Here is a 21,419-nt window from a genome sequence, read left to right on the forward strand (position 1 = left end):
GGATACGCGATGACCAGCAGCGTTCTGCAATATATCATCGAAGCGCAGGCGAAGTACTCGCGCTGCATCGATGACGATCGCCTCGAGGAATGGCCGAGCCTGTTTCATGGCCCGTGCCTCTACAGGATCACGACCGCATCGAATTATCGCGAGGGGCTCGAGGCCGGCATCGTGTTTGCCAACTCCCGCGGCATGCTGATTGATCGCGTCTCGGCGCTGCGCGAAGCCAATATCTATGAGCGGCAGACTTATCGTCACATCCTCGGACAGCCGTCGATCTTGTCGGAAGACGGAGCAAAGGTGCGTAGCGAGACCTCCTTCTTGGTGGCGCGCATCCTGCAGGATGGCGACACATCGATTTACGCCACCGGTCGCTATTTCGATGTCTATGAGATCGCGGACCGATTGGCGCAACTGCAAGAGCGGACCGTCGTATGCGACAGCTCCCGGATCGACACGCTGCTGGCGCTGCCGTTATGACCTCGAGAGCTGTTGCGCTGACCATTGGCGATCCCAATGGGATCGGCCCTGAAATCGCGGTGAAGGCTGCGGTGCTGTGTGCGGAAGCGCAGCCCGGCTCATCTCCAATCCTGGTTGGCGACGAGCATGTCATCCGCTTCTACGCGGACAAATTCGCACCCGGCCTGACCCTGACGCAGGCCGGGGCATCCACTGACAAGCGGCCGTTGCTCTATCATCCTGTTGCCGCGCTTGACCCAAGAGCCTTCACGCCTGGACATGGGCGTGCGGAGGGTGGCCGCGCCACCGTCGCCTATGTCGAGGCGGGACTCGACCTAATGAAAGTGGGGCGGGCTCATAGCATCGTGGCTTGTCCGCATTCCGAAACCAATGTCAACGCTGCCGGCATCAGGTTCTCCGGCTATCCGAGCCTGCTGGCACGGCTGAAGAAGGTGCCGGAGGATGAAGTGTTCCTCATGCTGGTCGGTGCGGGGCTGCGGATCGCTCATGTGACATTGCATGAGCGGCTTGCCGATGCGCTTGAACGGCTTACGCCAACGCTGATCGAGCGCGCTATTCGCACAACGATCGATGCCTTGAAGAATCTCGGCGTTGCACGCCCCAAGCTTGGTGTGTTTGGCATCAATCCTCACGCAGGCGAGGGCGGGCTTTTTGGCGACGATGACGATCGCATCGTCAAGCCGCTGGTCGAGCGACTGAAGGCGGAAGACATCGATATCGAGGGGCCGGTGGGCGCCGATCTGATGCTTGGTCAGCAGGGCTTCGATGCGTTCGTGGCGATGTATCACGATCAGGGACACATTCCGATCAAGCTGCTGGCGGGCCGGAATTCGGCGGCGATTTCGATCGGTGCGGGCCTGATGTTTTCAAGTGTCGGCCATGGCAGCGCCTTCGACATTGCGGGGAAGGGCATTGCCGATCCCACGCCCGTCCTGCGCTGCATCCAGCTCGTCGCAGGTGCCAGTCAATTCAAGGCAATCCCATGACCCACACAATCGCAGTCGAAGGCGCCGACATCAACTTCACGTGCCATGACGGCGAAACCATTCTCGTCGCAGCGGAGCGTGCGGGCTACACGATGCCCTACTCCTGCAGAAAGGGTGTCTGCGCATCCTGCGAAGGCTTTCTGAGCAAGGGCGATGTCAAACAGCGCTCGAAGGAAATGACGGGTCCGGCCGGCAAAGTCCTGTTCTGCACGGCCACGGCCAAGAGCGATCTCACCATCCGGGCGCGCCGCATTCAGCGTCATGATCCGTTGGCGCGGAAGAAAATCCAGGCGCGGGTGTTTCGCATGTCGCGCCCGGTCGATGATGTCGCCATCCTGCAGCTGCGCTTTCCGGCCAGCATTCGTGCCAAGTTCAAGGCCGGGCAGTATCTGCGCATCCGCATGCCGGATGGCGACGAGCGCAGCTTCTCCATGGCTAACGCGCCGCAGGAAAGCGACTGCGTTCAGCTCCACATCCGGCATGTGCCCGGCGGCGCGTTCTCCGAGAGAGTGCTGGCTTCCTTGGAGCTCGACGACAAGCTCGAGGTGGAGGTGCCGTTCGGCGATTTCTACCTGCGCGAGGACGATCAGGCGCGCTACGTATTCGTCGCGACCGGTACAGGCTTCGCGCCGTTGAAGTCCATGCTCGATGACATGATCCGGCGGCGGCTCAACCGCGAGGTACGTTTCTATTGGGGCGGACGCACCGCCGCCGATCTTTATCTCGCGGAGACCTGCGAAAAATGGGCGAAGCGCTATCCGTGGTTCACGTTCATTCCGGTGCTGTCTGAAGCTGACCCGAACTGGGCGGGACGTCGTGGACTGGTTCACGTCGCGGTACTCGAGGATCTTATCGATCTGTCGGACCGGCACGTCTATGCCTGCGGGAATCCGATGATGATCGAAGCCGCGCGCAATGAATTCACGACGCGCTGCGGATTGCCAAGTGATCGCTTTTACGCCGATGCGTTCATCCCGAGCGGATCATCCGACCCAACATTGGTTCAAGTCTTGCAAGCTGCCGGCTGACAATTCTGCGCGCTCTTCGTGTCGGCATAGCCGCGCCGTTTCAAGATCAAGAAACAAATTGGACCAAATCATTTGGCCAGCAAAGGTGAGGAAATGAGCAGTACGGAGGTTGCTTTTGACGTCCCATCCTTCATCAATTCGCGCCGCACCGGCGTCACGCAATACGGGATTGTGGTGTTATGCGGACTCGTCATGTTTCTCGATGGTTTTGACACGCAGGCCATTAGCTACATGGCGCCGTCGATCGCAAAAGAGTGGGGGCTCTCTCGAGAATTGCTCGGGCCGATCTTCTCGTCGGCGCTGACTGGATTGATGGTGGGCTATCTGCTGGTATCGCCGTTATCGGACTGCTTCGGCCATCGCAAGCTTGTGGTCATATCGACGTTTGCGTTCGCACTTCTGACGTTTGCCACCGTCTTTGCAACCAATGTCACTGAATTAATGGCGCTTCGTTTCGTTACCGGTACTGCGCTCGGCTCGGTGGTGCCAAGCGCCATCGCGTTGACGACCGAGTTCAGTCCTGCTCGCTTGCGCGCCACCTTCGTGCTGGCGATCTATTGCGGCTTCTCGCTAGGCTTCGTCGCAGCCGGCGCCGTCGCTGCGTGGGCTATTCCTGCATACGGCTGGCACTCGATGCTGTGGATCGGCGGCGCGGCGCCCATGCTTGTCGCGATCCTGGCGCTGATGTTCTTGCCGGAGTCGATGGATTTCCTCATTCGCACCAAAGCGAAGCCGGAGACAGTCTGGCGCGTGGTGCGCCGGGTGGATGGCGCGCTGCCGGTGGAGGGACCGACAAAGTTCGTCACCGAGGTGGGCGAGCGGCGCGGCGCAGTCGGAAGCCTGTTTTCGTCCGGGCGCGCAGCAGGAACGCTGGTGATCTGGATCGTGTTCGTGCTGAACCTTGCGGAGTTCTACGCGCTGCAAAGCTGGCTGCCATCGATGCTGACGAATGTCGGCCATTCCCTCAGCACAGTGGCGCTCGCTACCACCATGACCACCGTTGGTGGCATCGTCGCCGCATTCGCGATCGGACCGGCGATGGACCGCATTGGGCCCTATGGCTCACTTGGCACTGTTTATCTGGCGGGCGTCCTGTTCGTTCTGTCGTTCGGCTATTCGATCGACAAGCCAAGCTGGATCATGATCGTGGCTGGGTTCTGTGCCGGGTTTTGTGTCAGCGGCGGACAGAAGAGCGTGATTGCGTTGGCGGCGATTTATTATCCGACCGCGATCAGGTCAACCGGCGTGGGTTGGGCGCTTGGCATCGGCAGGTTAGGGGGCATTGGTGGCCCGCTGTTGATCGGCGCGTTGCTCGCGTACCACTTGAGCCCTCAACATATTCTCTATGTTGCCGGGATCCCGATGTTGCTCGCCGGATTGCTCATCTTGCTGCTTGGCCATTGGTATGGGTGGGACGCAGCCAAGGGAGAAGGTTGAGAAGACCTTCCTCAACCTCCTTGTGTCCCAGAAATCTGTCGGAATGTGCGAACGGGCGGTTGGATCAGAACCGCCCGTTGCTGGAACTGAGCCCGTTGCACCCAAAGGCGAGAGAGCCTGTAGCAGAGCGAGGGACAGCTCCGGCGTCTTCCTCAACCCGAAAAGTTGCAAGGGCTTCGAGCCCGGACCGAGCAAGGAAGGGAGTGGATGACCGATGGCGACGTGGGGCAGAGGCCGGCGTTCCGCTGCCGCGATCCTGACGCCCACATCATCGAGCTCTATTACGACACAGAGTCGACCAGGTAGTTCGTCGAATAGGCGAAACGCTTGGCCGCCGTGCGCCCCCCGTCGCGCCGCCGGGTCGGAGGGCGATACGAACTTCGGGGTAACCTCGGTCGCGGCTCCGAAAGCGGCATCATCGAGGACAGCCAGATACTCATCAATTGCTCGGCCGGTAGCCTCCGGCGGAAGTCCCTTATCGCCTTCGATCCCCTTCTGCCGATTGGCATCGGCCTTGATTAGGCTCGCATCGACTGCAAATCCTTCACCGCCGACCAGTCGTTCCTCGATGCAGCGGCGTAGCACGCTCTCGAACACGCGACGGAAGAGATCGCTCTGCCGGAAGCGGCCATGCCTGTTCTTGGAGAATGTCGAATGATCCGGCACCGCCCCATCCAGACCGAGCCGGCAGAACCACCGGTAGGCCAAATTGAGGTGAACCCCATCGCACAGGCGCCGCTCCGATCGGATGCCGAAGCAGTAACCGATCAGGAGCATCCGGATCATCAGCTCGGGATCGATCGAAGGCCGACCGATGCTGCTGTAGAAAGGCGCCAAGTCCCGCCGGACCTGTTCAAGGTCGACAAACCTGTCGATCAACCGCCGTATCTGTCTGCTCGGGGACGCAGCGCACCCGATGCTTCCCACGTTTGGCCAGGGTGCCGCGCAGTCCTTCGAGGACGCCGCCGCGATCGCCTGTGCCTTCGCCCTGCACAAGCGCGATGTGGCTACAGCGATGTTGCATTACGAACGCGTGCGGCATTACCGCGCCACCCGCTTCCAACTCGGATCCAAATTTGCCTTCGATCACTTGCGGGCCAAGGACACCGCTGCGCGGAAGGCGCTACTCGAGACGCTCGACGAGCGGAGGAGCCCGGTCTTTGCCCACGACAAGCGCGGCGGTGATGACGACTCCTGGATCTACGCGTACGACGCCCGCAATATCGGTACCGAATTGCCTTCCAAGAGGCTAGGACCGTGGGACTTCCGCCGAGCCGCCAAGGCCAACTACGCCGCGATCACCTCCAAGCTCTGGAAGCCAGCTGCTCCCGCCAAGGGTACACGCCCGGTCACGCGCGAAGAGGTCGCCCTGCACAACACGCGAGACGACTGCTGGATCATCATCTCGGGAAAAGTTTACGACATCACCGAGTGGGCATCCCATCACCCTGGTGGCGCTGGAATCGCCCGAATGTACGCCGGCAAGGAAGCCACTGCCGAGTTCGGTGACTACCACAGTGCAGAAGCCGTCGCGCACATGGCTCATTTCTGCATCGGAGACCTCGTCGAGGCTCCAAGCTTGCCGTGACTGGCATCTTGCTGTGACCAGACGTGATGGGGCACTGCTCGCAACTCGCTCAGGCACGTTGCGGCTGCGAGGCCCAAAGGTGAACCCGGTGAGCGCTTTGGGGGCGGGCGACAGTTTTGTTAGCAAGCGTTTTGGCGAGGCCTGCTGTCTCGAAAAGAGGAGTCTCATGTTGATGGTGCCGAGCGTCATCGCGCCGGTGGACCACAACACGCTAATCAATCCGGCCCACCCGGAATTCCGTCACATCACCACGGCAGTGCACGAGCCGGTGTTTTGGATCGCCGGCTGTCCGCCGCCGTCATCGGGTCGTGAAAGGCGGATGGTTCGATCGCAGGCTATCGTTGGGGCGTACAGCGCAAGCGACCTCTGATCAATTCGGAGGGAGTGGCATAATCCCTTATGTATACGGGGTCGATGCGTTCGACCGAGACGGTGTGCGGGAGGCGCGGCTTGGGGAGTTTCGAGGAAACACGTCAGGTAGGTGCATGCCGGCCTTGGGCGTTCAGCGGGGCACGGAACGGGCTAGGAAAAGCGCTGCCGTCGCGGCGATCAGCGCCGGAATGGCGGCTACGGCAAACAGCGGCTGTGGTTCCATGTTACGGGCAAGCATGAGGCCGCCGATCAAAGGACCGACGATCGAGCCGATGCGGCCGATGCCTAGCGCCCAGCCCACACCGGTCGACTTGATCGCGGTCGGGTAAAACGTTGCAGTCAGCGCATTCGAGGCGATCTGCCCGCCGACGATGCAGAATCCGGCAGCAAAGATCGCGACGGTGATGAGGCTCGTCGAATGACTGCTCAAGCCGATCGCCGCTACCGCGACCGCAGCGCACAGATAGGTGAGCGCGAGCGCGCGGAACGAGAAGCGGTCGATAAAGTGGCCGAGCGCGAAGGTGCCGACCACGCCACCGACCTGCAGCATCGCGCCGATCGCCGCGGCAACCGACACCGAGACACCGAGATCATGAAGCACCGTCGGCAGCCAGTTTGAGAGAAGATAGAGATCGAGCAAGCTCATGAAGAATACGATCCAGAGCAGTAACGTGACGGCGCTCCGCTGCTCTGTGAAGAGATGGACCACCGGCAGGCCGGCCAGCTTGGGCTCCTGCACGGCGAAGCGGACGTCGCCCGCAAACGTCGCCTCCGGCGTGATGCGCCGCAACAACCCGGCGACCTCGCGATCGCGCCCGCCCGTCAATGCGAGATAGCGGATCGATTCCGGCAGCGAATGCACAAGAACTGGCACGAGCAGGAGCGGCGCGATGCCGCCGACCAGAAACACCGAGCGCCAGCCAAAAGCGGGGATCAACGCAGCCGCGAGCAAACCGCCGAGCGCCGCGCCGACGGAAAACCCGGCAAACATCGCCATCACCATGGTTGCTCGACGGCGGTGCGGGCTAAACTCGGAGGTCACTGCAACCGCGTTTGGCATCGCGCCGCCGAGGCCGAGACCGGTGAGGAAACGGAGCGCCATCAACCATGTGGCATCCTGGGCCAGCATGGTTAGCAGGCTGCCGATGCCGAATGCAGCGGTGCTGGCCACGATGATCCGCTTGCGGCCGATCCGATCGGCGAGCGGGCCGAAGATCAAGGCGCCGATCATCAGGCCGAATAATCCGGCGCTGAACACTGGTCCAAGCGCATCGCGCGGCAGCTTCCATTCTTGCGCCAGGGCGGGCGCAACGTATCCGATGGCCTGCGTGTCGAATCCGTCGATAAAGAGCACCGCCGCACAAATCAGCAGCACCTGAATTTGAAATGTGCCGACCGGCTGTCGGTCGATGTAGCTGGGGACATCGACGACCATCGGGTTGGACTCCTCGTTCACGCCGGTGGCCATGGTGCGATTTCCTCCTGGCGGATCCAAATGTCCCACCGTCTTCTATTTTGAAATCTCTTATAGTGAGATTATATCGAAGACAATCCTGCTCCGATGTCCCATTCCCGGAAGCGCGGGACCGCGGTACAGGACGGGCGACATTGGAACGGATCGACAGGTGGAGAAGAGAAACAGCCAAGACCGGGTGCTCGCCGTGCTGGAACTGTTCAGCGAAACGCGCCCGCTCTGGACGCCGGACGAACTGATGCGCGAACTCGGCTACACGCGTCCGACGCTCTACCGCTATCTCAAGAGCCTCAGGGAAAGCGGGCTGTTGATGTCCGTCCGTGGGGGCCGCTTCGCCCTCGGGCCTAAAGTCGTCGAGATGGACTATTTGAACCGGCGCGCAGACCCGCTGGTCGCCGCCGCCGCGCCACATCTGGAGCGTCTCACCGCGGCGCATCCCTGTACCGCCCTGATTGTCCGCTGGTATGGCGACAAGATGCTCTGTGTTGCTTCGCAATCGTCGGCGCCCCATCCGGTGAGCAGCTATCCGCGGGGCCGACCGATGCCGATGGGTCGCGGCGCGATTGCCCGCTCGATCATGGCATTCCTGCCGAAACGCAGTCTGGTCCCATTGCTTGAGCGTTATGCCGATGATCTTCGCAGCGTCGGCCTCGGTGCGACGGCCGAGGAAATCGCAGTGGTGCTGAAGCGCATCCGAAGAGCGGGCGTCGCGGTCGCCTTTGGTGAAGTGACCCCCGGGGCAATCGGCATCGCCGCTCCTATCCTCGATGCAAACTATCCGGTCGCGAGTCTCTGTCTCACTATCGCTGGCCAGCATGCGAATGGTGGCCTGATTGATCGGATTAGCGGGGAAGTGCGCCAAACGGCCAACCTGATCTCTGCCGAGATCTTCGAGGAAAATGGATAGAAATCTCAAAATATGAGATTTTAACTTGACCTGAGCCGCGATGCTCTGCATTGAATTACGGTCCCCCTGCGGCCGGCATTGATCGACTAGCAGTGCGCAAGTGAGGTCGGTGCGAATGCAGAGTCCGGGTAAAGCTGTTCCGGTGGTGATCGTCGGCGGAGGACCCGTCGGGACCGGACTTTCAATCGATCTCGGTCTGCGGGGCATCAACTGCATCGTTGTCGAACGCTACAGCGAGCCGCAGCCGATTCCGAAAGGACAGAATCTCACCCAGCGTACCCTCGAGCATTTCCATTTCTGGGGCGCTGAAGGGGAATTGCGCGCCGCCCGAACCATACCGAGTGATTACGGCATCGGCGGCATGACCAGCTACGGCACCTTGCTGAGCGGTTACCGCTACGACTGGCTACAGCGCGAACTCGTGCGGCCGTTTTATTTCTGCGACAATGAGCGCCTGCCGCAATACGCCACCGAGGCGGTGTTGCGCCGCAGGGCAGCGCAGATCCCAAACATCAATACCTTGTTTGGCTGGACCTGTGAGCGGATACATCCCGACGAAGGCGGGGTGGATGTTGAAATCACCAATCGCGACGGAAACAGGCGAAGCTTGCGCGCCGACTATGTCGTAGGTTGCGATGGGAGTCGATCGATCGTGCGCGACCAGGCGGGCATTCGCCAGACCAGGTCCGACCACGACCGCTTGATGGTGTTGCTCGTATTCCGTTCGACCGGCCTGCACCGGCTGCTTGAGCGCTATCCCGGCAAATCGTTCTACAACGTGCTGCATCCGGAACTCGACGGCTATTGGAAATTCTTCGGCCGTGTGGATCTCGGCACCACGTGGTTCTTCCATGCGCCCGTTCCCGCCCACACCACGCGCGATAATTTCGATTTCCGACGACTCCTGCACGAGGCCGCCGGTGCGGAGTTCGAGATCGAGTTCGATCATATCGGCTTTTGGGACCTACGCTTTGCGCTGGCCGACAGCTATCGCGCGGGCCGTGTCTTCATCGCCGGGGACGCGGCGCACAGCCACCCCCCTTACGGGGGCTATGGGATCAACAGCGGGCTGGAGGATGCCGTCAACCTGTCCTGGAAGCTCGCGGCCACCCTGCAGGGCTGGGGCGGCTCCGGCCTGCTCGACAGCTATGACGCGGAGCGGCGGCCGGTATTCGCTTCGACCGCGCGCGACTTCATCGAGAAGTCGATCTTCGATGATCGCGATTTCCTGCGCCGGCATAATCCATCGGTTGACCGCGCCGACTTCGAAGCGGCCTGGCGCGAGCGACAGTCCGGCGCGCGCACTGAAGTCAACGCCTTCGAGCCGAATTATGAGGGCTCGCCGATCGTGTTCGGGCCGCCGGGTGCCGTGAGCAGTGCGATCGGTTCGCATGGCTATGCGGCCCGCGCCGGTCACCATCTCACGCCGCAGCCTTTATCCTCGGGCAAGAACATCTACGAAGAACTCGGCAGCGGCTTCACGCTGCTTGATCTGGGCGCGCCGAACGCTTTTGTGCAGGAATTCCGGCGCGCAGCCCACAGGCTGCGCCTTCCGCTCAAGGTGATCCAGGACAGCCGTGCCGACGGCCGGGAGCGTTATGACGCTTCGCTCGTGCTGGTCCGTCCCGATCAGTTCGTTGCCTGGGCGTCCAACGAGGGCACCGGCGATCCGGCCGATATCCTCCGACGGGTTGTGGGTGGGGATCCGTGAAGTCGGACCGCGTCCAAGCCAGAACAAGAAACTGAAAAGCCGAAACCGGCAGGGAAACGACAGGGAACCAGAGCATGAGCTCTTACAGCGCTGCGCATTATTTCCTCGAAGGTCTCGTGGACCTCGGAGTGGACTATATCTTCGCCAATCTCGGGACCGACCACGTGTCCCTGATTGAGGAAGTCGCGCGGTGGGACAAGCAAGGCCGCAAGCGTCCGCAGATTATCCTCTGTCCACATGAGATCGTCGCCGTCCACATGGCCGGCGGTTACGCACTGGCGACGGGGAGGGGGCAGGCCGTTTTCGTGCATGTCGACGCCGGCACCGCAAATGCGTGCATGGCGATCCAGAACTTGTTTCGGTACCGTTTGCCCGTGATGCTGTTCGCCGGCCGCGCGCCCTACACCTTGCATGGTGAACTGCCAGCCTCGCGCGACACCTATGTCCATTTCGTGCAGGATCCGTTCGACATTGCGAGCATCGTTCGTCCCTATGTGAAATGGGAGTACTCGCTGCCGTCCGGCATAGTGGTCAAGGAGGCTCTGGCCCGCGCCGCCGCTTTCATGCACAGCGATCCTCCCGGACCGGTCTATATGATGCTGCCGCGCGAGACGCTGGCGGAGACATGGGACGAAACGCGGATGCCGGCCTACGACCCAGCACGGTACGGCGGCGTTCGGTCCGGCGGCATCGATCGGGCAAGAGTCGAGGCCATCGCCGACCAGCTGATGGCCGCGGACAACCCGATTGCGCTGACCGCCTATCTCGGTCGTAAGGCAGAGGCGGTTGCCGTGCTCGATCGATTGGCGCGGACCTGCGGCATCCGGGTCGCCGAATTCAATTCCATCGATCTCAATATGCCGCAGGGCTCGCCCTGCTTTGCGGGCTTCGATCCTCTGCCCCTGCTGGAGCAGGCGGATCTCGGGCTTTTGCTGGACACCGACGTCCCATTCGTTCCGCAGTACGCCAAGCGCATCGATGCGATCCGGTGGATCCAGATCGACGTCGACCCCCTGAAATCAGACTTTCCGATGTGGGGCTTTCCAACTGACATGAGAATTCAGGGCGACTGCGCGACCGTGCTGCAGCAGGTGCTCGACGTCGTCGAGGCGCGCGCCGACGATGGCTATCGCCGGCGGGTCGCTGAACGCATTGCGAGCTGGAGTGGGGCGCGCGAGGCCGCAGCGAAACGCCGGGCCGCGGCTGCCGCCAACAAAGGGGTTCTGGGTGCGCTCAATCCCAGCTATCTGTTTGCTGTCCTGAACAGCAAGTTGGCGCAGGACGATATCGTTCTCAATGAGGCGATCCGCAACGGGCCGATGCTGCAGGAGCAGATTCATCGCACGCAGCCCCGAAGCTATGTCGGGCTCGCCGGCGGCGGCCTCGGCTTCAGCGGCGGCATGGCGCTGGGATTGAAGCTGGCGCAGCCGCATCGGCGCGTCGTGCAGATCATCGGCGACGGCGCTTTTCATTTTTCCTCGCCCGACTCGGTCTATGCAACTGCGCGGCAGTATGAGCTTCCGATCCTGACCGTGGTGCTGGACAACGGCGGCTGGCAGGCCGTGAAATCCGCAGTTCAGCGCGTTTATCCCACGGGTGTTGCCGCGGAAACGAACTCGTTCCAGTCCAGCTTGAGGTCGGACCGTCAGGGTGAGCAACGCCGTTTCGCCGACGTCGCACGTGCTTTCGGAGCTCATGGCGAGAGCGTGACTGAACCCGATGAGCTTGCCGGGGCGATCGATCGGTGCCGGGCGGCGGTGGACGACGGCAGGGCCGCAGTCCTGCATGTTCACGTCACGCCGCTTTAGTTCACAATGCTGGACAGTGCCGTCATCACAATAGGAAAACAGACGCGGCGATTGCGAGGGAGAAACGTCACCGTGAAGGTTTTGAAAAGGCGATTCCTGGCCGGCATCTGTGTTGGATTGGTCGCATTGATTTCTCCTCGCACCACCATTGCGGAGCAGGCCACAAAATATCCGTCGCGACCCATCCACATCGTCGTCGGTTTCACGCCTGGCGGCGGCAACGATATTATCGCGCGTCTCTTCGGACAAAAATTGTCCGAGAGCCTTGGTCAACCAGTCATCATCGAAAACAAGCCGGGCGCCGGCGCGATTCTCGCCACCGATTATGTTGCGAAATCAGCACCCGATGGCTACACGCTCCTGATCGGTGCCAGCGGCGCCATGGTCATCAATCCGGCGGTTTACGCGAGATTGCCGTACGATCCTGTTCGCGATTTCATTCCAATTTCGGAACTCGGGTCGTTTCCGCTGATCCTGATCGTCAACGCCGCGTCGCCGCTCAAGTCCGTATCCGGGCTCGTTGCTTACGCAAAGCAAAATCCGAACAAGGCCAACTATTCCAGTTCGTCTGCGGCGTTTCAGCTGGCTACCGAGCTATTCAAGCAGAAGACCGGCGCGCCGATACAGATGATCCCGTACAAGGGCGCCAATGATTCCGTGGTCGCGGTGATCGCGGGCGAGGTGACAACGACGATTGCCGATGCCGGTTCGGTCTGGAGCCAGATCACGGGCGGCCAGGCGCGCGCGCTCGCCGTTGCGGCGCCGAAGCGCATGGAGGAACTGCCTGACGTTCCAACCATGAAGGAAGCAGGTGCAGACGTCGATGCTGTGTTGTGGAGCGGCATTCTTGCGCCCAAAGGGACGCCGCCAGATGTCGTAAGGAAACTGCAGGACGAATTCATGCGGATCGCCAAACTTCCAGACGTGGTTTCGCGATTGAAGCTACTCAACATCGACTCGGTCGGCAGTTCGTCGGACGAATTTTCCCGAATTATCGCATCGGATATCGCGCGCTGGACCGAGATAGCACGGATCGGCAACGTCAAGATCGAGCCGTGAACGGCTCAGGCGGAGAGTGGTGCGATGGCTGGGATGCTTGATGCGGACGTCGTGGTTGTCGGCGCCGGGCCGGTTGGGCTCACGCTTGCCATGGACCTGGCTTGGCGCGGCAGACGCGTGATCGTTCTGGAGACGCGCAGACGTGACGAGCCGCCCAGCGTCAAATCCAATCACGTCTCGGCGCGCTCGATGGAAATCTTCCGGCGGCTTGGCGTCGCTCTAAAGGTGCGCAACGCCGGACTGCCGCCAGACTATCCGAACGATGTCGCCTATCGAACGTCGTTCCTTGGCCGTGAACTGACCAGGATCAAGATTCCCTGCCGCGCGGAGCGATATACGTCCAAGGACGGCCCGGATACGTGGTGGCCGACGCCGGAGCCGCCGCATCGGATCAACCAGATCTATCTCGAGCCGGTCCTGTTCGATCATTTGTCGTCGATGCCCGGCGTGCGCATCCTGAGCGGAACATCGCTCGTCGATTTTCGGCAGAGTCCGGAGGGTGTCATCGCATCCGCGCGGGAGCGCGATACCGCGGAGGAAATCGCAGCATCCTGCCGGTTTCTGGTCGGCTGCGATGGCGGGCGCTCCATGGTCCGCAACACGATCGGTGGGCGGCTGAGCGGCGATCCTGTTCTGCAACGCGTGCAGTCGAGCTTCATTCGAGCCCCAAAACTGCTCGAGATGTTGAGACAACGCGGCGGGACGCCGGCGTGGGCTTCCTTTGCACTGAACCCGCGTCAATCCGGCAACGTATACGCGATCGATGGCAAAGAGACCTGGCTCGTGCATGTTTATCTGAATGCCGACGTGACGGAATTCGATGCCGTCGATCGCGACGGTGCAATCCGAACAGTGCTCGGCGTGGACGGGGATTTTCAGTACGAGCTGATTGCCAAGGAAGACTGGATCGGGCGGCGTCTGATCACGGACAAGGTTCGTGACGGCCGCGTCTTCATATGCGGAGACGCTTGCCACCTGTGGGTCCCTTATGCTGGCTATGGCATGAATGCGGGCATTGCGGACGCGGCAAACCTGGCGTGGTTGCTTGCGGCCCATCTGGAGGGTTGGGCCGATGAGCGAATTCTGAACGCCTACGAGGCCGAGCGGCTTCCGATCACGGAGCAGGTGTCACATTTCGCCATGGACCACGCCCACGCCATGGCGAAAGCGCGGAAGTCCATTCCACCCGACATCGAAGTGGAGGGGCCGGAAGGTGACGCCGTTCGAGGCTTGATTGGACAATCGGCCTATGACCTCAATGTTCAGCAATATTGCTGCGCGGGGCTCAATTTTGGCTACTATTATCGAGGTTCCCCGATCATCGCTTATGATGAAGAGATTCCGCCGCCTTATACGATGGGTGACTTCACGCCATCGACCGCTCCCGGCGCGCGCGTCCCGCACTTTTGGCTCGCCGATGGCCGCTCCTTGTACGACGCGATGGGACCTTACTACACACTGCTTCGCAGCGATCCAGGCGTCGATGCGTACGGCTTGACGACCGCTGCTTCGGCGGTCGGCATGCCTTTGACAGTTCTCGACATTGCCGCAACGGAGTTGCCCGCCGTCTATCAGCACCCTCTCATACTGGCTCGTCCGGATCAGCATGTCGCTTGGCGTGGCGATCGGCTGCCGAACAATCCCGCAGCGCTGATGAACATTCTTCGCGGCAGCCAAGGCGTCTAACACAGACAAACATGACCATTGGCCAACGCCCGGCTCGCCTGCGGTCACCGCGGATGCTTCCTCCAAGCGCGACCGCTTGGGCTTCGGTGTCTCCCTGACCGGACCTCGCTCGTCGGGCTGGTTCTCTTGAAGCCCGTAAGCCGGAAAAAGTAGGCACGTCGCCGCGCCATCTTGCGTTTGCTCAAGGCTGTCCTAGCCTGCGGGTCTCTCCTAACAGCTAACGGAGGAGAACACGCGCACCCTCAGAATGGCAGTGGTAGGCGGATTTGCCGGAGCCTCGATGGCCGGCAACGTCGCGACGCTCTATGCGGCTCCTTTGCCGACCAACGTAACAAGCATGAAATCAATGGTTGTCGACAATTCGATCCAGATCCGGTGGGGCGGCTGGCGCGGCGGCGGATGGGGCTACAGAGGTTTCGGAGGCTGGGGTCCTCGAGGTTGGGGTTGGGGAGCAGGCGCGCTGGCTGGTGCCCTAATCGGTGACGCGATCGCGAGCAGCGCCTATGGCTATTATGGCGGCCCGTACTACGGCAGCTACTACCCCGGCCCGTATGACGGCGGCTACTATCCAGCCTACAGCTATTATCCGGCATACGTCGACTACGGTTGGCAAGCAATCCAGGAACCTGGAGCCGCCCGTTTCTACAGACCTTATGGATACGGCGGGCGGCCCTGGGGCTATTGGTAAGCGGGCCGGCCTGCGCCGGCCCTCCAACGCGCACCGCTGAGTGCTCGCGCCGAGCGGATGGGGCTAGCCGGTTAGGCGTTATTCTTAGCGGATGTGGTGCATCTTCCGCGGTGGGAGAAGTACAATGTCCATCTCTATCCTCAAGCAACTCGGCGCGGCGGCGGTGCTGACTGCGATAAGCTGCGCGCCGGCTCCGGCCCAGCCAGTGATATCCGAGCCCGGCTATTGCGCACAGTTCTATCCAAATGCCAATTGTCAGAACAAAGGGCCCGGGAACCCCTACACCGACCCGAATTACCGGCTGTATGGCGGCCAGAGCTCGGGACCGTGGCCGAGCGGTGAAACTGTCGGCATGGCGCCGAAGCGGCCCCGCGGACGCGATCTGTCCCGACGACATCCCAGCACTAGCCCCGGGCGGTGAGTGCTAAAGCGGGTGGCGCGTCACCCGCCGGGCCTATGATCTTCGCTGCGTTCGTTGCGCATCTCCGGCTCCATCGCATTCAGGCGGCGGAGATCCTCGAGCAGACCGCGCTGGATTGGATCAAGGCTTTGCGGAATCTCGCCAGATCCTGCTTGGAAGCGCTCCTCGTCGGGCTCCAATCTGCGCCGGAAGATGAGTCCGCCGCAGACAAGCGCGAAGCCAATGACGATCAGCGCGACACCTAGAGCACGCATTTTGCGACCGCCAAAAGGCGCATTCTATCCCGCGTCGCTGCGGCACCCAATGCGCTATTTCCGCTCGGGAGGCTGCCAGAACGGCCGCGCGAGAACCCATCAGCGGGTTTCGCCACCGCGCGATAGCGTGCCACTGCAGCGAGAGGCGACCGGGGCACCAAGTCGAGGCTGATCCCCGGGGCCGCATTTGGGCCTACGGCTTCTTGACCACGGCACCGAGTCCGAGATCGAGCCTAACCATCATGTGTCGCCATGGCTTGCAGGGTTGTTTGTTGTCCCCGAGTATCGGCGAAAAGGAGCAGGTGCCGTATGGTTCGAGCGATCGAGGATCAAGCGCGACAGCGAGGGCTTTCACGGCTCTACCTGAACACCACGGATGCAGGGGGTCTATGCGAGGCACGGTTGGGCGGACCTTGATCGCACTAACTGGAAGGGCTTCGACACAACTCTGATGGCTCGCGATCTCTAAAGGCGCTGCGAAGGCCGTGGCGGAATGAGGCGCTCAAGAGGAGCAGCGGCTGGATCGACTCGGTGAAGCCGTGATCCAGTTCAGCATAATGTTCGATGATGCCGGCCTGCAAGATGCTTCAAGCTGGTCCGCAATCTGAAGCAGATGTATCCGAACACCGACGCGCTTGGGCGAACGGCTCAAGCTGTATGTTGAGGAGAACTTTCCCGACTAAACCCGTCCACCGCCAGCCTGATCTTGTGCGCGGTATGGTCAATGGTGATGCAGTTTATCCTCGTCAGCGCGCCGCTGGTCCTGAAGAACAGTTTGTGGCCGAGCTTTAGCTCGGCGTCGACGCGGTGGTGCCCCTTGATAAGCATGCCGTCGAGGTTGGTCTCGCCGATTGCATCGCCGGCTTCGTTCACGATTGTTCGGATCATTTCGCCTCTGTGATGTGCTCCGGCGCCGCCGCGATGGTTCGCAGTCTACCCAACCTTGTACCGGCCCCGGCGTTCCAACCCAGATGTACCCGAGCAATGATACACTCGGCGAGCGCATCAAGCTTTATCATGGCCGGCGTATGCCAGGCCTCCCGGGCGAGGGGATGTTCGTTGTCTATGGCGCGCAATGCGATGATCATAGCCGGATAGCCTGCACGGCACCGGGCTCGCCTGAAATGGCGCGCTGCGGGCTACCGAAGTGGTCTATCGTGATCCATTCGCGGTCAAGTGTCGGCTCATAGAGGTCGAAGCCGTCAGGGCCGGAAGCGACGACCGGCATCTCCGGATCGAGCTTCTGCAGCTCAGCTATCAGGTCTTTGACTTTCATGGGCTTGCTCGTTGCTAGTCTGCGCCGCGGTGCCGGAGCGGCCATGCTGGCTTCACAGTCCTCTGCGGCCAGGTCGCTACCGAACCGAAGCAACACATCTTCAGCGCGGCGGCCATGAGGCTTACAATGGAGCCGAGGACAGGAAACGCATCGCTAACTTTGGGCTCTGCTCTTACCGCCTCCATCCAACGCGCCCGGCGTTGCTGACGTTCCTATAGACTGGGCAGCCGCTCTCCGCCCAACGCTCGCCGCCCACGTAGATGTAGGCCTTGAGCGGTGGCCGGTCGGAATGGTTCGGGTGTGCAATGACCTCGATGGTCGGGGTAGTTCGAAAGTGACCGGCCGACTTTCTAAACGCCGTTTTAGACCCACAGGCGGCCTCGGCTGCCGACCGATTCCGCTTCACAATGCGCAGTTCCTTTGTCGAAGCGGAAAACTCGGCTCCTCATTGAAGGCAGAGGTTGTTGGCCGTGACCAAAGCAGATATCCGCGCCGGTTTGCCGGCGGATCGGCCTTTCAGCGATGCGCCGCCAGCCAAGCGATGATGCTTGGCCCGTCCTGCAAGAATTCCGAGGTGCTGCAATGCAACGCCGTCTCGCCGAGGTTTTTGATGAGCGAGACATCCTTGGTAGGCAACGCATCAAGCAACGGTTCAATCGAGGCGAGCGGTGCAACCTTGTCTGCCGTGTTGACGGTCGCGAGGGTCGGGACGTCGAGACATGACGGGCCAATCGTGCGACCCAGCACGGTGAGAGTGCCGCGACAGAACTGGTTTTCCCGATACAGCGATTCGGCAATCTGATGGACCAGCCTCCCCGGGAGGGGGGCCTCGTCAAGAGCCCAGCGCGCAACCCGCGCATGGACATCCAGCGCCCGCAAGTCGTCAACGCTCATTGCCGCATCCATCAACCGGGACCATACGAACGTATGAGGGGCGACGAAAGCGCTTGCATGCGACAGCAGCGAGCCCGGGATGATGTCCGCTTCACTCAGATCAGGCGGAATCATCGAGACGAGCGCATCGCGAAATCGGTTCGTCGCTGGTTGAAAGCAAACGGGCGCGCCGAGAAGCAATAGACCGCGGACAGCTCGCGGTTCGCGTGCGCTAAAGGCCGCCGCCAACGTCCCGCCAAACGAGTGGCCGATCAGGAAGAGCTTTGTCGCTTACGCGGCCATCGATCTTACGCGGACGTACGAGCCCGGCGCGTTTTCGATAACCGGTAACTTGCCGCCGCCCGGTTCGCGGGCAGGAACGCGGCCTGCATCAAATTGCGTGACCCATTCGTCCCAAAGCGGCCACCACGAGCCTTGATGAGGCGTAGCGCCGGCGAACCATTCCTCCGGACTGGGCGGCAAATTGTCGTTCGCCCAGTGGCCGTACTTGCTGCCTGGCGCGCTGATCACGCCAGCCATATGGCCCGCAGCGGATAGAACGAATTTGACCGGCCCGGAATACAAGCATGTCGCGGCATAGGTCGATTCCCACGGCGCAATGTGGTCTTCGCGCGTGGCCAGAATGAAGGCCGGAGTCCTGATTTTCGACAGATCGATCGGCATATCCGCCAACGTGATACCGCCGGGTTTTGCCAAGAGATTTTGCTGATACATCTTGCGTAAATAGAATGAATGCATCGCCGCTGGCATGCGCGTCGAATCCGAATTCCAAAACAAAAGATCAAAGGGTATCTGTTCCTTGCCGAGCAGATAATTGTTGACGACGAAAGACCAGATCAGGTCGTTCGCGCGCAACATATTGAACGCCGTCGCCATATCTTGCGCTTCCAGATAGCCGCGCTCGCGCATCCGCCTTTCGAGAGATGCCAGTTGCTCTTCGTCGATGAAGACGGCCATGTCTCCGACTTCGGTAAAGTCGACGAGCGTCACGAAATAGGTGGCGCTTGCAATCCGGTCGTCGCCCTTCGCGGCCAGAAAAGCCGCCGTCGAGGCAAGCAGGGTTCCGCCGAGGCAATAGCCAATCGTGTTGACGCTACGCTCACCGGTCGCGGACTCGATCGCGTCCAGTGCGGCCAACGGTCCCTCGAGCATGTAATTTTCAAAGCTCTTTTCAGCGAGCTTCTCATCGGGATTCACCCAGGAGATGACGAACACCGTATGCCCCTGATCGACGGCCCATTTGATGAAGGAGTTCTTCGGCTGAAGATCGAGAACATAGAACTTATTGATCCACGGCGGCACGATGAGGAGTGGCCGCCTCCGGACTTCTCTGGTCGACGTCGCATATTGGATCAATTGCATAAGCTCGTTCTGGTAGATGATTTTTCCTGGCGCCGTTGCGATGTTTTCGCCGAGGCGGAAAGCCTTCATGTCGGTCATTGTAATCGCAAGCCGACCATCGCCGCGTTCCAGATCGACGAGAAGGTTCTCCAAACCACGTAGCAGGTTTTGTCCGCCAGACTCCAGCGTCGCGGTGAGGACCTCCGGATTGGTCGCGACGAAATTGGAAGGCGACAAAGCATCAACGAATTGGCGCGTGTAGAAATCGACCTTACGAGCGCTGGCCTCGTCCATGCCTTTAGTTTCGCGGATTGCGGAAAGAAGCGACTTCGCCGCAACGAGATAGCTGTCCTTCACAAAGTCGAAGATAGCGTTCTCGCTCCAGTCCGGATGCTTGAAGCGTTTGTCTTTCGGGGGACCGGCCTCCCGTGCACGCAGCATGAGCATGCGTTCCGCGGTTTTCTGCCAGATACCTAGCGTGTCGTAGAATAGGTTGATCTGGGCGCGGGCGACTACCACCGGGTCGGTCATCATCTTTGTCACGAGCTCGAAAAAGTCGAACCCGAGCGTTGACGTGTCGCCCATGCCGAACTTGACCGCGTCCGGCTGATGCGACACAAAGCGCTGCATCAGGAGCTGGCTTTGTTTCGCGATGTTCTGCAGTTGCGCCGCAAGGGCAAGCGGATCCCAGGTGGGCTGCATCTGTTTGTCGGCCATAGCTCCCTCCTGTCATTGTCAGGCTTTACCAGAGCCGTTCGGATAGGCTCCAAGAGACTAACACCCGATTGGGTGCGGTTGGAGAGCGATGAATCACCGTTTCGCCATCAGGCGAACCTTGGGCAATTGGCCAAACGCAAACGCTACCGTTGTCGAGACGATGACCGGCAAGCGCCGCTCAAACGTGCTGCGATGCAGCTAAGCGTTGTGCATTGCGGGAGTTCCTTCTTGCGACGTCATCCCAAATATTTTCTCCAATGTAGGTAAGGGGGAGCGGAGCTTCCGTCTCTGCAATGCTCCAAGGTAGGGGCTCGACGCGCAATTTGTCGCCCGTCGGCTTGCTCGCCGCTGCAACTCTCCAGATCTCAGAATCCGCATTGATACGTCTGAGGGGACTAGCGCGCTCGCTTACTCTAACGCGATTGGCTTAAGGTGCGTTGGCCATTATCAGAGTGTGGCGAGGAAGCCCTCGACATCAGTAAAATAACTGTCCCACGTGGGCCTCTAAACTCGCGCGCATTGCGGACGCATTTTTCGCGCAGTTCAGAACCCTCTTTTACCATCGACGCTTCCACGCATCCCTTGCCATCAAGCGGTGATCTCAAAAGGGCCCTTCCCTGGCTAATCTCCCGAAACACCGGGGATACCGGAGCAAATCACTGGCGTACTGAGCGACAGAGCCTCCACTACAGGAATGCCGCAACCCTCGGCAAAACTGGGCATCAGAACGGCGACCGCGTTCTGCATCAGTGTCCGAAGATGTGCCGAGGGAAGATTTGGTACTTGGACCACGTGTCCCTGCAGATCCGGTGCAAGAACAAGCTCGCGAAACATCTGTTCGCTCTCCCAGCCGCGCTTCCCCACAAGCATGAGTTTTAGAGGTGTGTCATTCGGCTGCAATATTGACCCAGTACCTGCAGACCGATCACGTCGTTCTCAGACCAGGACCGGCAGATGAGCAGGAGGTCGTCCGGGAGATCTCCCGGCGCTTCGTAATCGAAAAATGGCCGGAAGGAGGCATGTTGCTAATCACGCGTCCTGACCGAGGCTCGGCGTGGCCAGCTACGTTTGTCACTCGGGCCGCATTCATCGGCTGTGTGGGTCTTCAAGACGAGGAGGCACGTCACCGTTTGACAGAGGCATTTTCGAAAAATTGGGATCGCGTGCGTTCGCTCCGGCTCGACGGATCACCCGATGACAGCTCTTGGTTTGCGGGTGACGGCTGGTGGCTTTCAACGGCAGATGCCTGATGACAGCAATGCCGAGCAACGTTCCAGCCACGGCCCCGCACT

20 protein-coding genes and 3 pseudogenes are annotated in these 21,419 nt (G+C 60.8%); 14 read left to right on the forward strand and 9 right to left on the reverse strand.

Annotated features, from left to right (window positions below):
- Positions 1–9: 9 nt before the first annotated feature.
- From AC5ZG1_RS35975 to AC5ZG1_RS35995, 5 genes and pseudogenes are all read left to right on the forward strand, one after another.
- Positions 10–480 carry an aromatic-ring-hydroxylating dioxygenase subunit beta gene (locus AC5ZG1_RS35975; protein WP_456645859.1) on the forward strand — a complete coding sequence of 157 codons (471 nt, stop codon included), beginning with the start codon at positions 10–12 and terminating at the stop codon, positions 478–480.
- Positions 477–1,466 carry a PdxA family dehydrogenase gene (locus AC5ZG1_RS35980; protein WP_456645858.1) on the forward strand — a complete coding sequence of 330 codons (990 nt, stop codon included), beginning with the start codon at positions 477–479 and terminating at the stop codon, positions 1,464–1,466. The genes AC5ZG1_RS35975 and AC5ZG1_RS35980 overlap by 4 nt, the downstream gene beginning before the upstream one ends.
- Complete coding sequence (locus tag AC5ZG1_RS35985) at positions 1,463–2,494, forward strand: 2Fe-2S iron-sulfur cluster-binding protein (RefSeq protein WP_496135721.1); 1,032 nt, start codon at positions 1,463–1,465, stop codon at positions 2,492–2,494. The genes AC5ZG1_RS35980 and AC5ZG1_RS35985 overlap by 4 nt, the downstream gene beginning before the upstream one ends.
- Before the next feature lie 93 nt (positions 2,495–2,587).
- The gene (locus AC5ZG1_RS35990; protein WP_496135722.1) at positions 2,588–3,931 is read left to right on the forward strand and encodes an MFS transporter; all 1,344 of its coding nucleotides are present in this window, start codon (positions 2,588–2,590) and stop codon (positions 3,929–3,931) included.
- A gap of 174 nt (positions 3,932–4,105) precedes the next feature.
- Positions 4,106–4,225, forward strand: a pseudogene (locus AC5ZG1_RS35995) (catechol 2,3-dioxygenase); the annotation flags it as partial.
- Here the strand turns inward: AC5ZG1_RS35995 and AC5ZG1_RS36000 are convergent.
- Positions 4,225–4,831, reverse strand: a pseudogene (locus AC5ZG1_RS36000) (transposase); the annotation flags it as partial. The pseudogenes AC5ZG1_RS35995 and AC5ZG1_RS36000 sit on opposite strands and share 1 nt — an antisense overlap.
- 16 nt (positions 4,832–4,847) lie before the next feature.
- Here AC5ZG1_RS36000 and AC5ZG1_RS36005 point away from each other — a divergent pair.
- Both AC5ZG1_RS36005 and AC5ZG1_RS36010 read left to right on the forward strand, forming a co-directional pair.
- On the forward strand, positions 4,848–5,519 hold the full coding sequence (locus tag AC5ZG1_RS36005) for a cytochrome b5 domain-containing protein (protein ID WP_456645855.1): 672 nt from the start codon (positions 4,848–4,850) through the stop codon (positions 5,517–5,519).
- A 118-nt stretch (positions 5,520–5,637) separates the two neighbouring features.
- Positions 5,638–5,796: pseudogene (locus AC5ZG1_RS36010) on the forward strand (RES domain-containing protein); the annotation flags it as partial.
- A 225-nt stretch (positions 5,797–6,021) separates the two neighbouring features.
- On the opposite strand, the gene AC5ZG1_RS36015 reads toward AC5ZG1_RS36010, so the two are convergent.
- Complete coding sequence (locus tag AC5ZG1_RS36015; RefSeq protein ID WP_456645854.1) at positions 6,022–7,359, reverse strand: MFS transporter; 1,338 nt, start codon at positions 7,357–7,359, stop codon at positions 6,022–6,024.
- A 157-nt stretch (positions 7,360–7,516) separates the two neighbouring features.
- Here AC5ZG1_RS36015 and AC5ZG1_RS36020 point away from each other — a divergent pair, with 157 nt between their 5' ends.
- From AC5ZG1_RS36020 to AC5ZG1_RS36050, 7 genes are all read left to right on the forward strand, one after another.
- Entirely contained in the window at positions 7,517–8,272 is a 756-nt protein-coding gene (locus AC5ZG1_RS36020) for an IclR family transcriptional regulator (RefSeq protein ID WP_028168260.1), read from the forward strand.
- A 115-nt stretch (positions 8,273–8,387) separates the two neighbouring features.
- Positions 8,388–9,983: an FAD-dependent monooxygenase gene (locus tag AC5ZG1_RS36025; RefSeq protein WP_474418543.1), complete on the forward strand. Its 1,596-nt coding sequence runs from the start codon at positions 8,388–8,390 to the stop codon at positions 9,981–9,983.
- Between the two features lie 74 nt (positions 9,984–10,057).
- Positions 10,058–11,791, forward strand: a complete 1,734-nt coding sequence (locus AC5ZG1_RS36030) for a thiamine pyrophosphate-requiring protein (protein WP_496135723.1) — start codon at positions 10,058–10,060, stop codon at positions 11,789–11,791.
- A gap of 72 nt (positions 11,792–11,863) precedes the next feature.
- Entirely contained in the window at positions 11,864–12,850 is a 987-nt protein-coding gene (locus AC5ZG1_RS36035) for a Bug family tripartite tricarboxylate transporter substrate binding protein (protein WP_496135724.1), read from the forward strand.
- A 24-nt stretch (positions 12,851–12,874) separates the two neighbouring features.
- Positions 12,875–14,536: an FAD-dependent oxidoreductase gene (locus AC5ZG1_RS36040; RefSeq protein WP_496135725.1), complete on the forward strand. Its 1,662-nt coding sequence runs from the start codon at positions 12,875–12,877 to the stop codon at positions 14,534–14,536.
- A 280-nt stretch (positions 14,537–14,816) separates the two neighbouring features.
- On the forward strand, positions 14,817–15,224 hold the full coding sequence (locus tag AC5ZG1_RS36045; RefSeq protein WP_496135726.1) for a hypothetical protein: 408 nt from the start codon (positions 14,817–14,819) through the stop codon (positions 15,222–15,224).
- Between the two features lie 124 nt (positions 15,225–15,348).
- Positions 15,349–15,645 (forward strand): hypothetical protein, encoded by a 297-nt coding sequence (locus AC5ZG1_RS36050; protein WP_456645848.1) that lies wholly within the window; start codon positions 15,349–15,351, stop codon positions 15,643–15,645.
- 20 nt (positions 15,646–15,665) lie between these two features.
- On the opposite strand, the gene AC5ZG1_RS36055 is transcribed toward AC5ZG1_RS36050, so the two are convergent.
- From AC5ZG1_RS36055 to AC5ZG1_RS36085, 7 genes are all read right to left on the reverse strand, one after another.
- Positions 15,666–15,899 carry a hypothetical protein gene (locus tag AC5ZG1_RS36055; protein ID WP_456645847.1) on the reverse strand — a complete coding sequence of 78 codons (234 nt, stop codon included), beginning with the start codon at positions 15,897–15,899 and terminating at the stop codon, positions 15,666–15,668.
- 648 nt (positions 15,900–16,547) lie between these two features.
- Positions 16,548–16,787, reverse strand: a complete 240-nt coding sequence (locus AC5ZG1_RS36060) for a hypothetical protein (RefSeq protein ID WP_028168715.1) — start codon at positions 16,785–16,787, stop codon at positions 16,548–16,550.
- Positions 16,784–16,987: a hypothetical protein gene (locus AC5ZG1_RS36065; RefSeq protein ID WP_496135727.1), complete on the reverse strand. Its 204-nt coding sequence runs from the start codon at positions 16,985–16,987 to the stop codon at positions 16,784–16,786. The genes AC5ZG1_RS36060 and AC5ZG1_RS36065 overlap by 4 nt, the downstream gene beginning before the upstream one ends.
- Positions 16,984–17,175, reverse strand: coding sequence for a hypothetical protein (locus AC5ZG1_RS36070; RefSeq protein WP_130231321.1), 192 nt, complete (start codon positions 17,173–17,175; stop codon positions 16,984–16,986). The genes AC5ZG1_RS36065 and AC5ZG1_RS36070 overlap by 4 nt, the downstream gene beginning before the upstream one ends.
- Positions 17,176–17,691: 516 nt before the next feature.
- A complete protein-coding gene (locus AC5ZG1_RS36075; RefSeq protein WP_496135738.1) occupies positions 17,692–18,324 on the reverse strand; it encodes a hypothetical protein in 633 nt (210 codons plus the stop codon).
- A gap of 15 nt (positions 18,325–18,339) precedes the next feature.
- The gene (locus tag AC5ZG1_RS36080; RefSeq protein ID WP_496135728.1) at positions 18,340–20,127 is read right to left on the reverse strand and encodes a PHA/PHB synthase family protein; all 1,788 of its coding nucleotides are present in this window, start codon (positions 20,125–20,127) and stop codon (positions 18,340–18,342) included.
- 621 nt (positions 20,128–20,748) lie between these two features.
- Entirely contained in the window at positions 20,749–21,027 is a 279-nt protein-coding gene (locus AC5ZG1_RS36085; RefSeq protein WP_496135729.1) for a glycosyltransferase, read from the reverse strand.
- Positions 21,028–21,419 lie beyond the last annotated feature (392 nt).

This window comes from Bradyrhizobium sp. Leo78 (assembly GCF_059512425.1).

Bases quoted from the DNA above. Each gene is read 5' to 3' on its own strand.
- AC5ZG1_RS35990 (WP_496135722.1), top strand. From the start codon at position 2,588: ATGAGCAGTACGGAGGTTGCTTTTGACGTCCCATCCTTCATCAATTCG.
- AC5ZG1_RS36080 (WP_496135728.1), bottom strand. From the start codon at position 20,127: ATGGCCGACAAACAGATGCAGCCCACCTGGGATCCGCTTGCCCTTGCG.
- AC5ZG1_RS36055 (WP_456645847.1), bottom strand. From the start codon at position 15,899: ATGCGTGCTCTAGGTGTCGCGCTGATCGTCATTGGCTTCGCGCTTGTC.
- AC5ZG1_RS36025 (WP_474418543.1), top strand. From the start codon at position 8,388: ATGCAGAGTCCGGGTAAAGCTGTTCCGGTGGTGATCGTCGGCGGAGGA.
- AC5ZG1_RS36065 (WP_496135727.1), bottom strand. From the start codon at position 16,987: ATGATCATCGCATTGCGCGCCATAGACAACGAACATCCCCTCGCCCGG.
- AC5ZG1_RS36050 (WP_456645848.1), top strand. From the start codon at position 15,349: ATGTCCATCTCTATCCTCAAGCAACTCGGCGCGGCGGCGGTGCTGACT.
- AC5ZG1_RS36040 (WP_496135725.1), top strand. From the start codon at position 12,875: ATGGCTGGGATGCTTGATGCGGACGTCGTGGTTGTCGGCGCCGGGCCG.
- AC5ZG1_RS36015 (WP_456645854.1), bottom strand. From the start codon at position 7,359: ATGGCCACCGGCGTGAACGAGGAGTCCAACCCGATGGTCGTCGATGTC.
- AC5ZG1_RS36030 (WP_496135723.1), top strand. From the start codon at position 10,058: ATGAGCTCTTACAGCGCTGCGCATTATTTCCTCGAAGGTCTCGTGGAC.
- AC5ZG1_RS36060 (WP_028168715.1), bottom strand. From the start codon at position 16,787: ATGATCCGAACAATCGTGAACGAAGCCGGCGATGCAATCGGCGAGACC.
- AC5ZG1_RS36045 (WP_496135726.1), top strand. From the start codon at position 14,817: ATGGCCGGCAACGTCGCGACGCTCTATGCGGCTCCTTTGCCGACCAAC.
- AC5ZG1_RS35985 (WP_496135721.1), top strand. From the start codon at position 1,463: ATGACCCACACAATCGCAGTCGAAGGCGCCGACATCAACTTCACGTGC.
- AC5ZG1_RS36005 (WP_456645855.1), top strand. From the start codon at position 4,848: ATGCTTCCCACGTTTGGCCAGGGTGCCGCGCAGTCCTTCGAGGACGCC.
- AC5ZG1_RS35975 (WP_456645859.1), top strand. From the start codon at position 10: ATGACCAGCAGCGTTCTGCAATATATCATCGAAGCGCAGGCGAAGTAC.
- AC5ZG1_RS36070 (WP_130231321.1), bottom strand. From the start codon at position 17,175: ATGAAAGTCAAAGACCTGATAGCTGAGCTGCAGAAGCTCGATCCGGAG.
- AC5ZG1_RS35980 (WP_456645858.1), top strand. From the start codon at position 477: ATGACCTCGAGAGCTGTTGCGCTGACCATTGGCGATCCCAATGGGATC.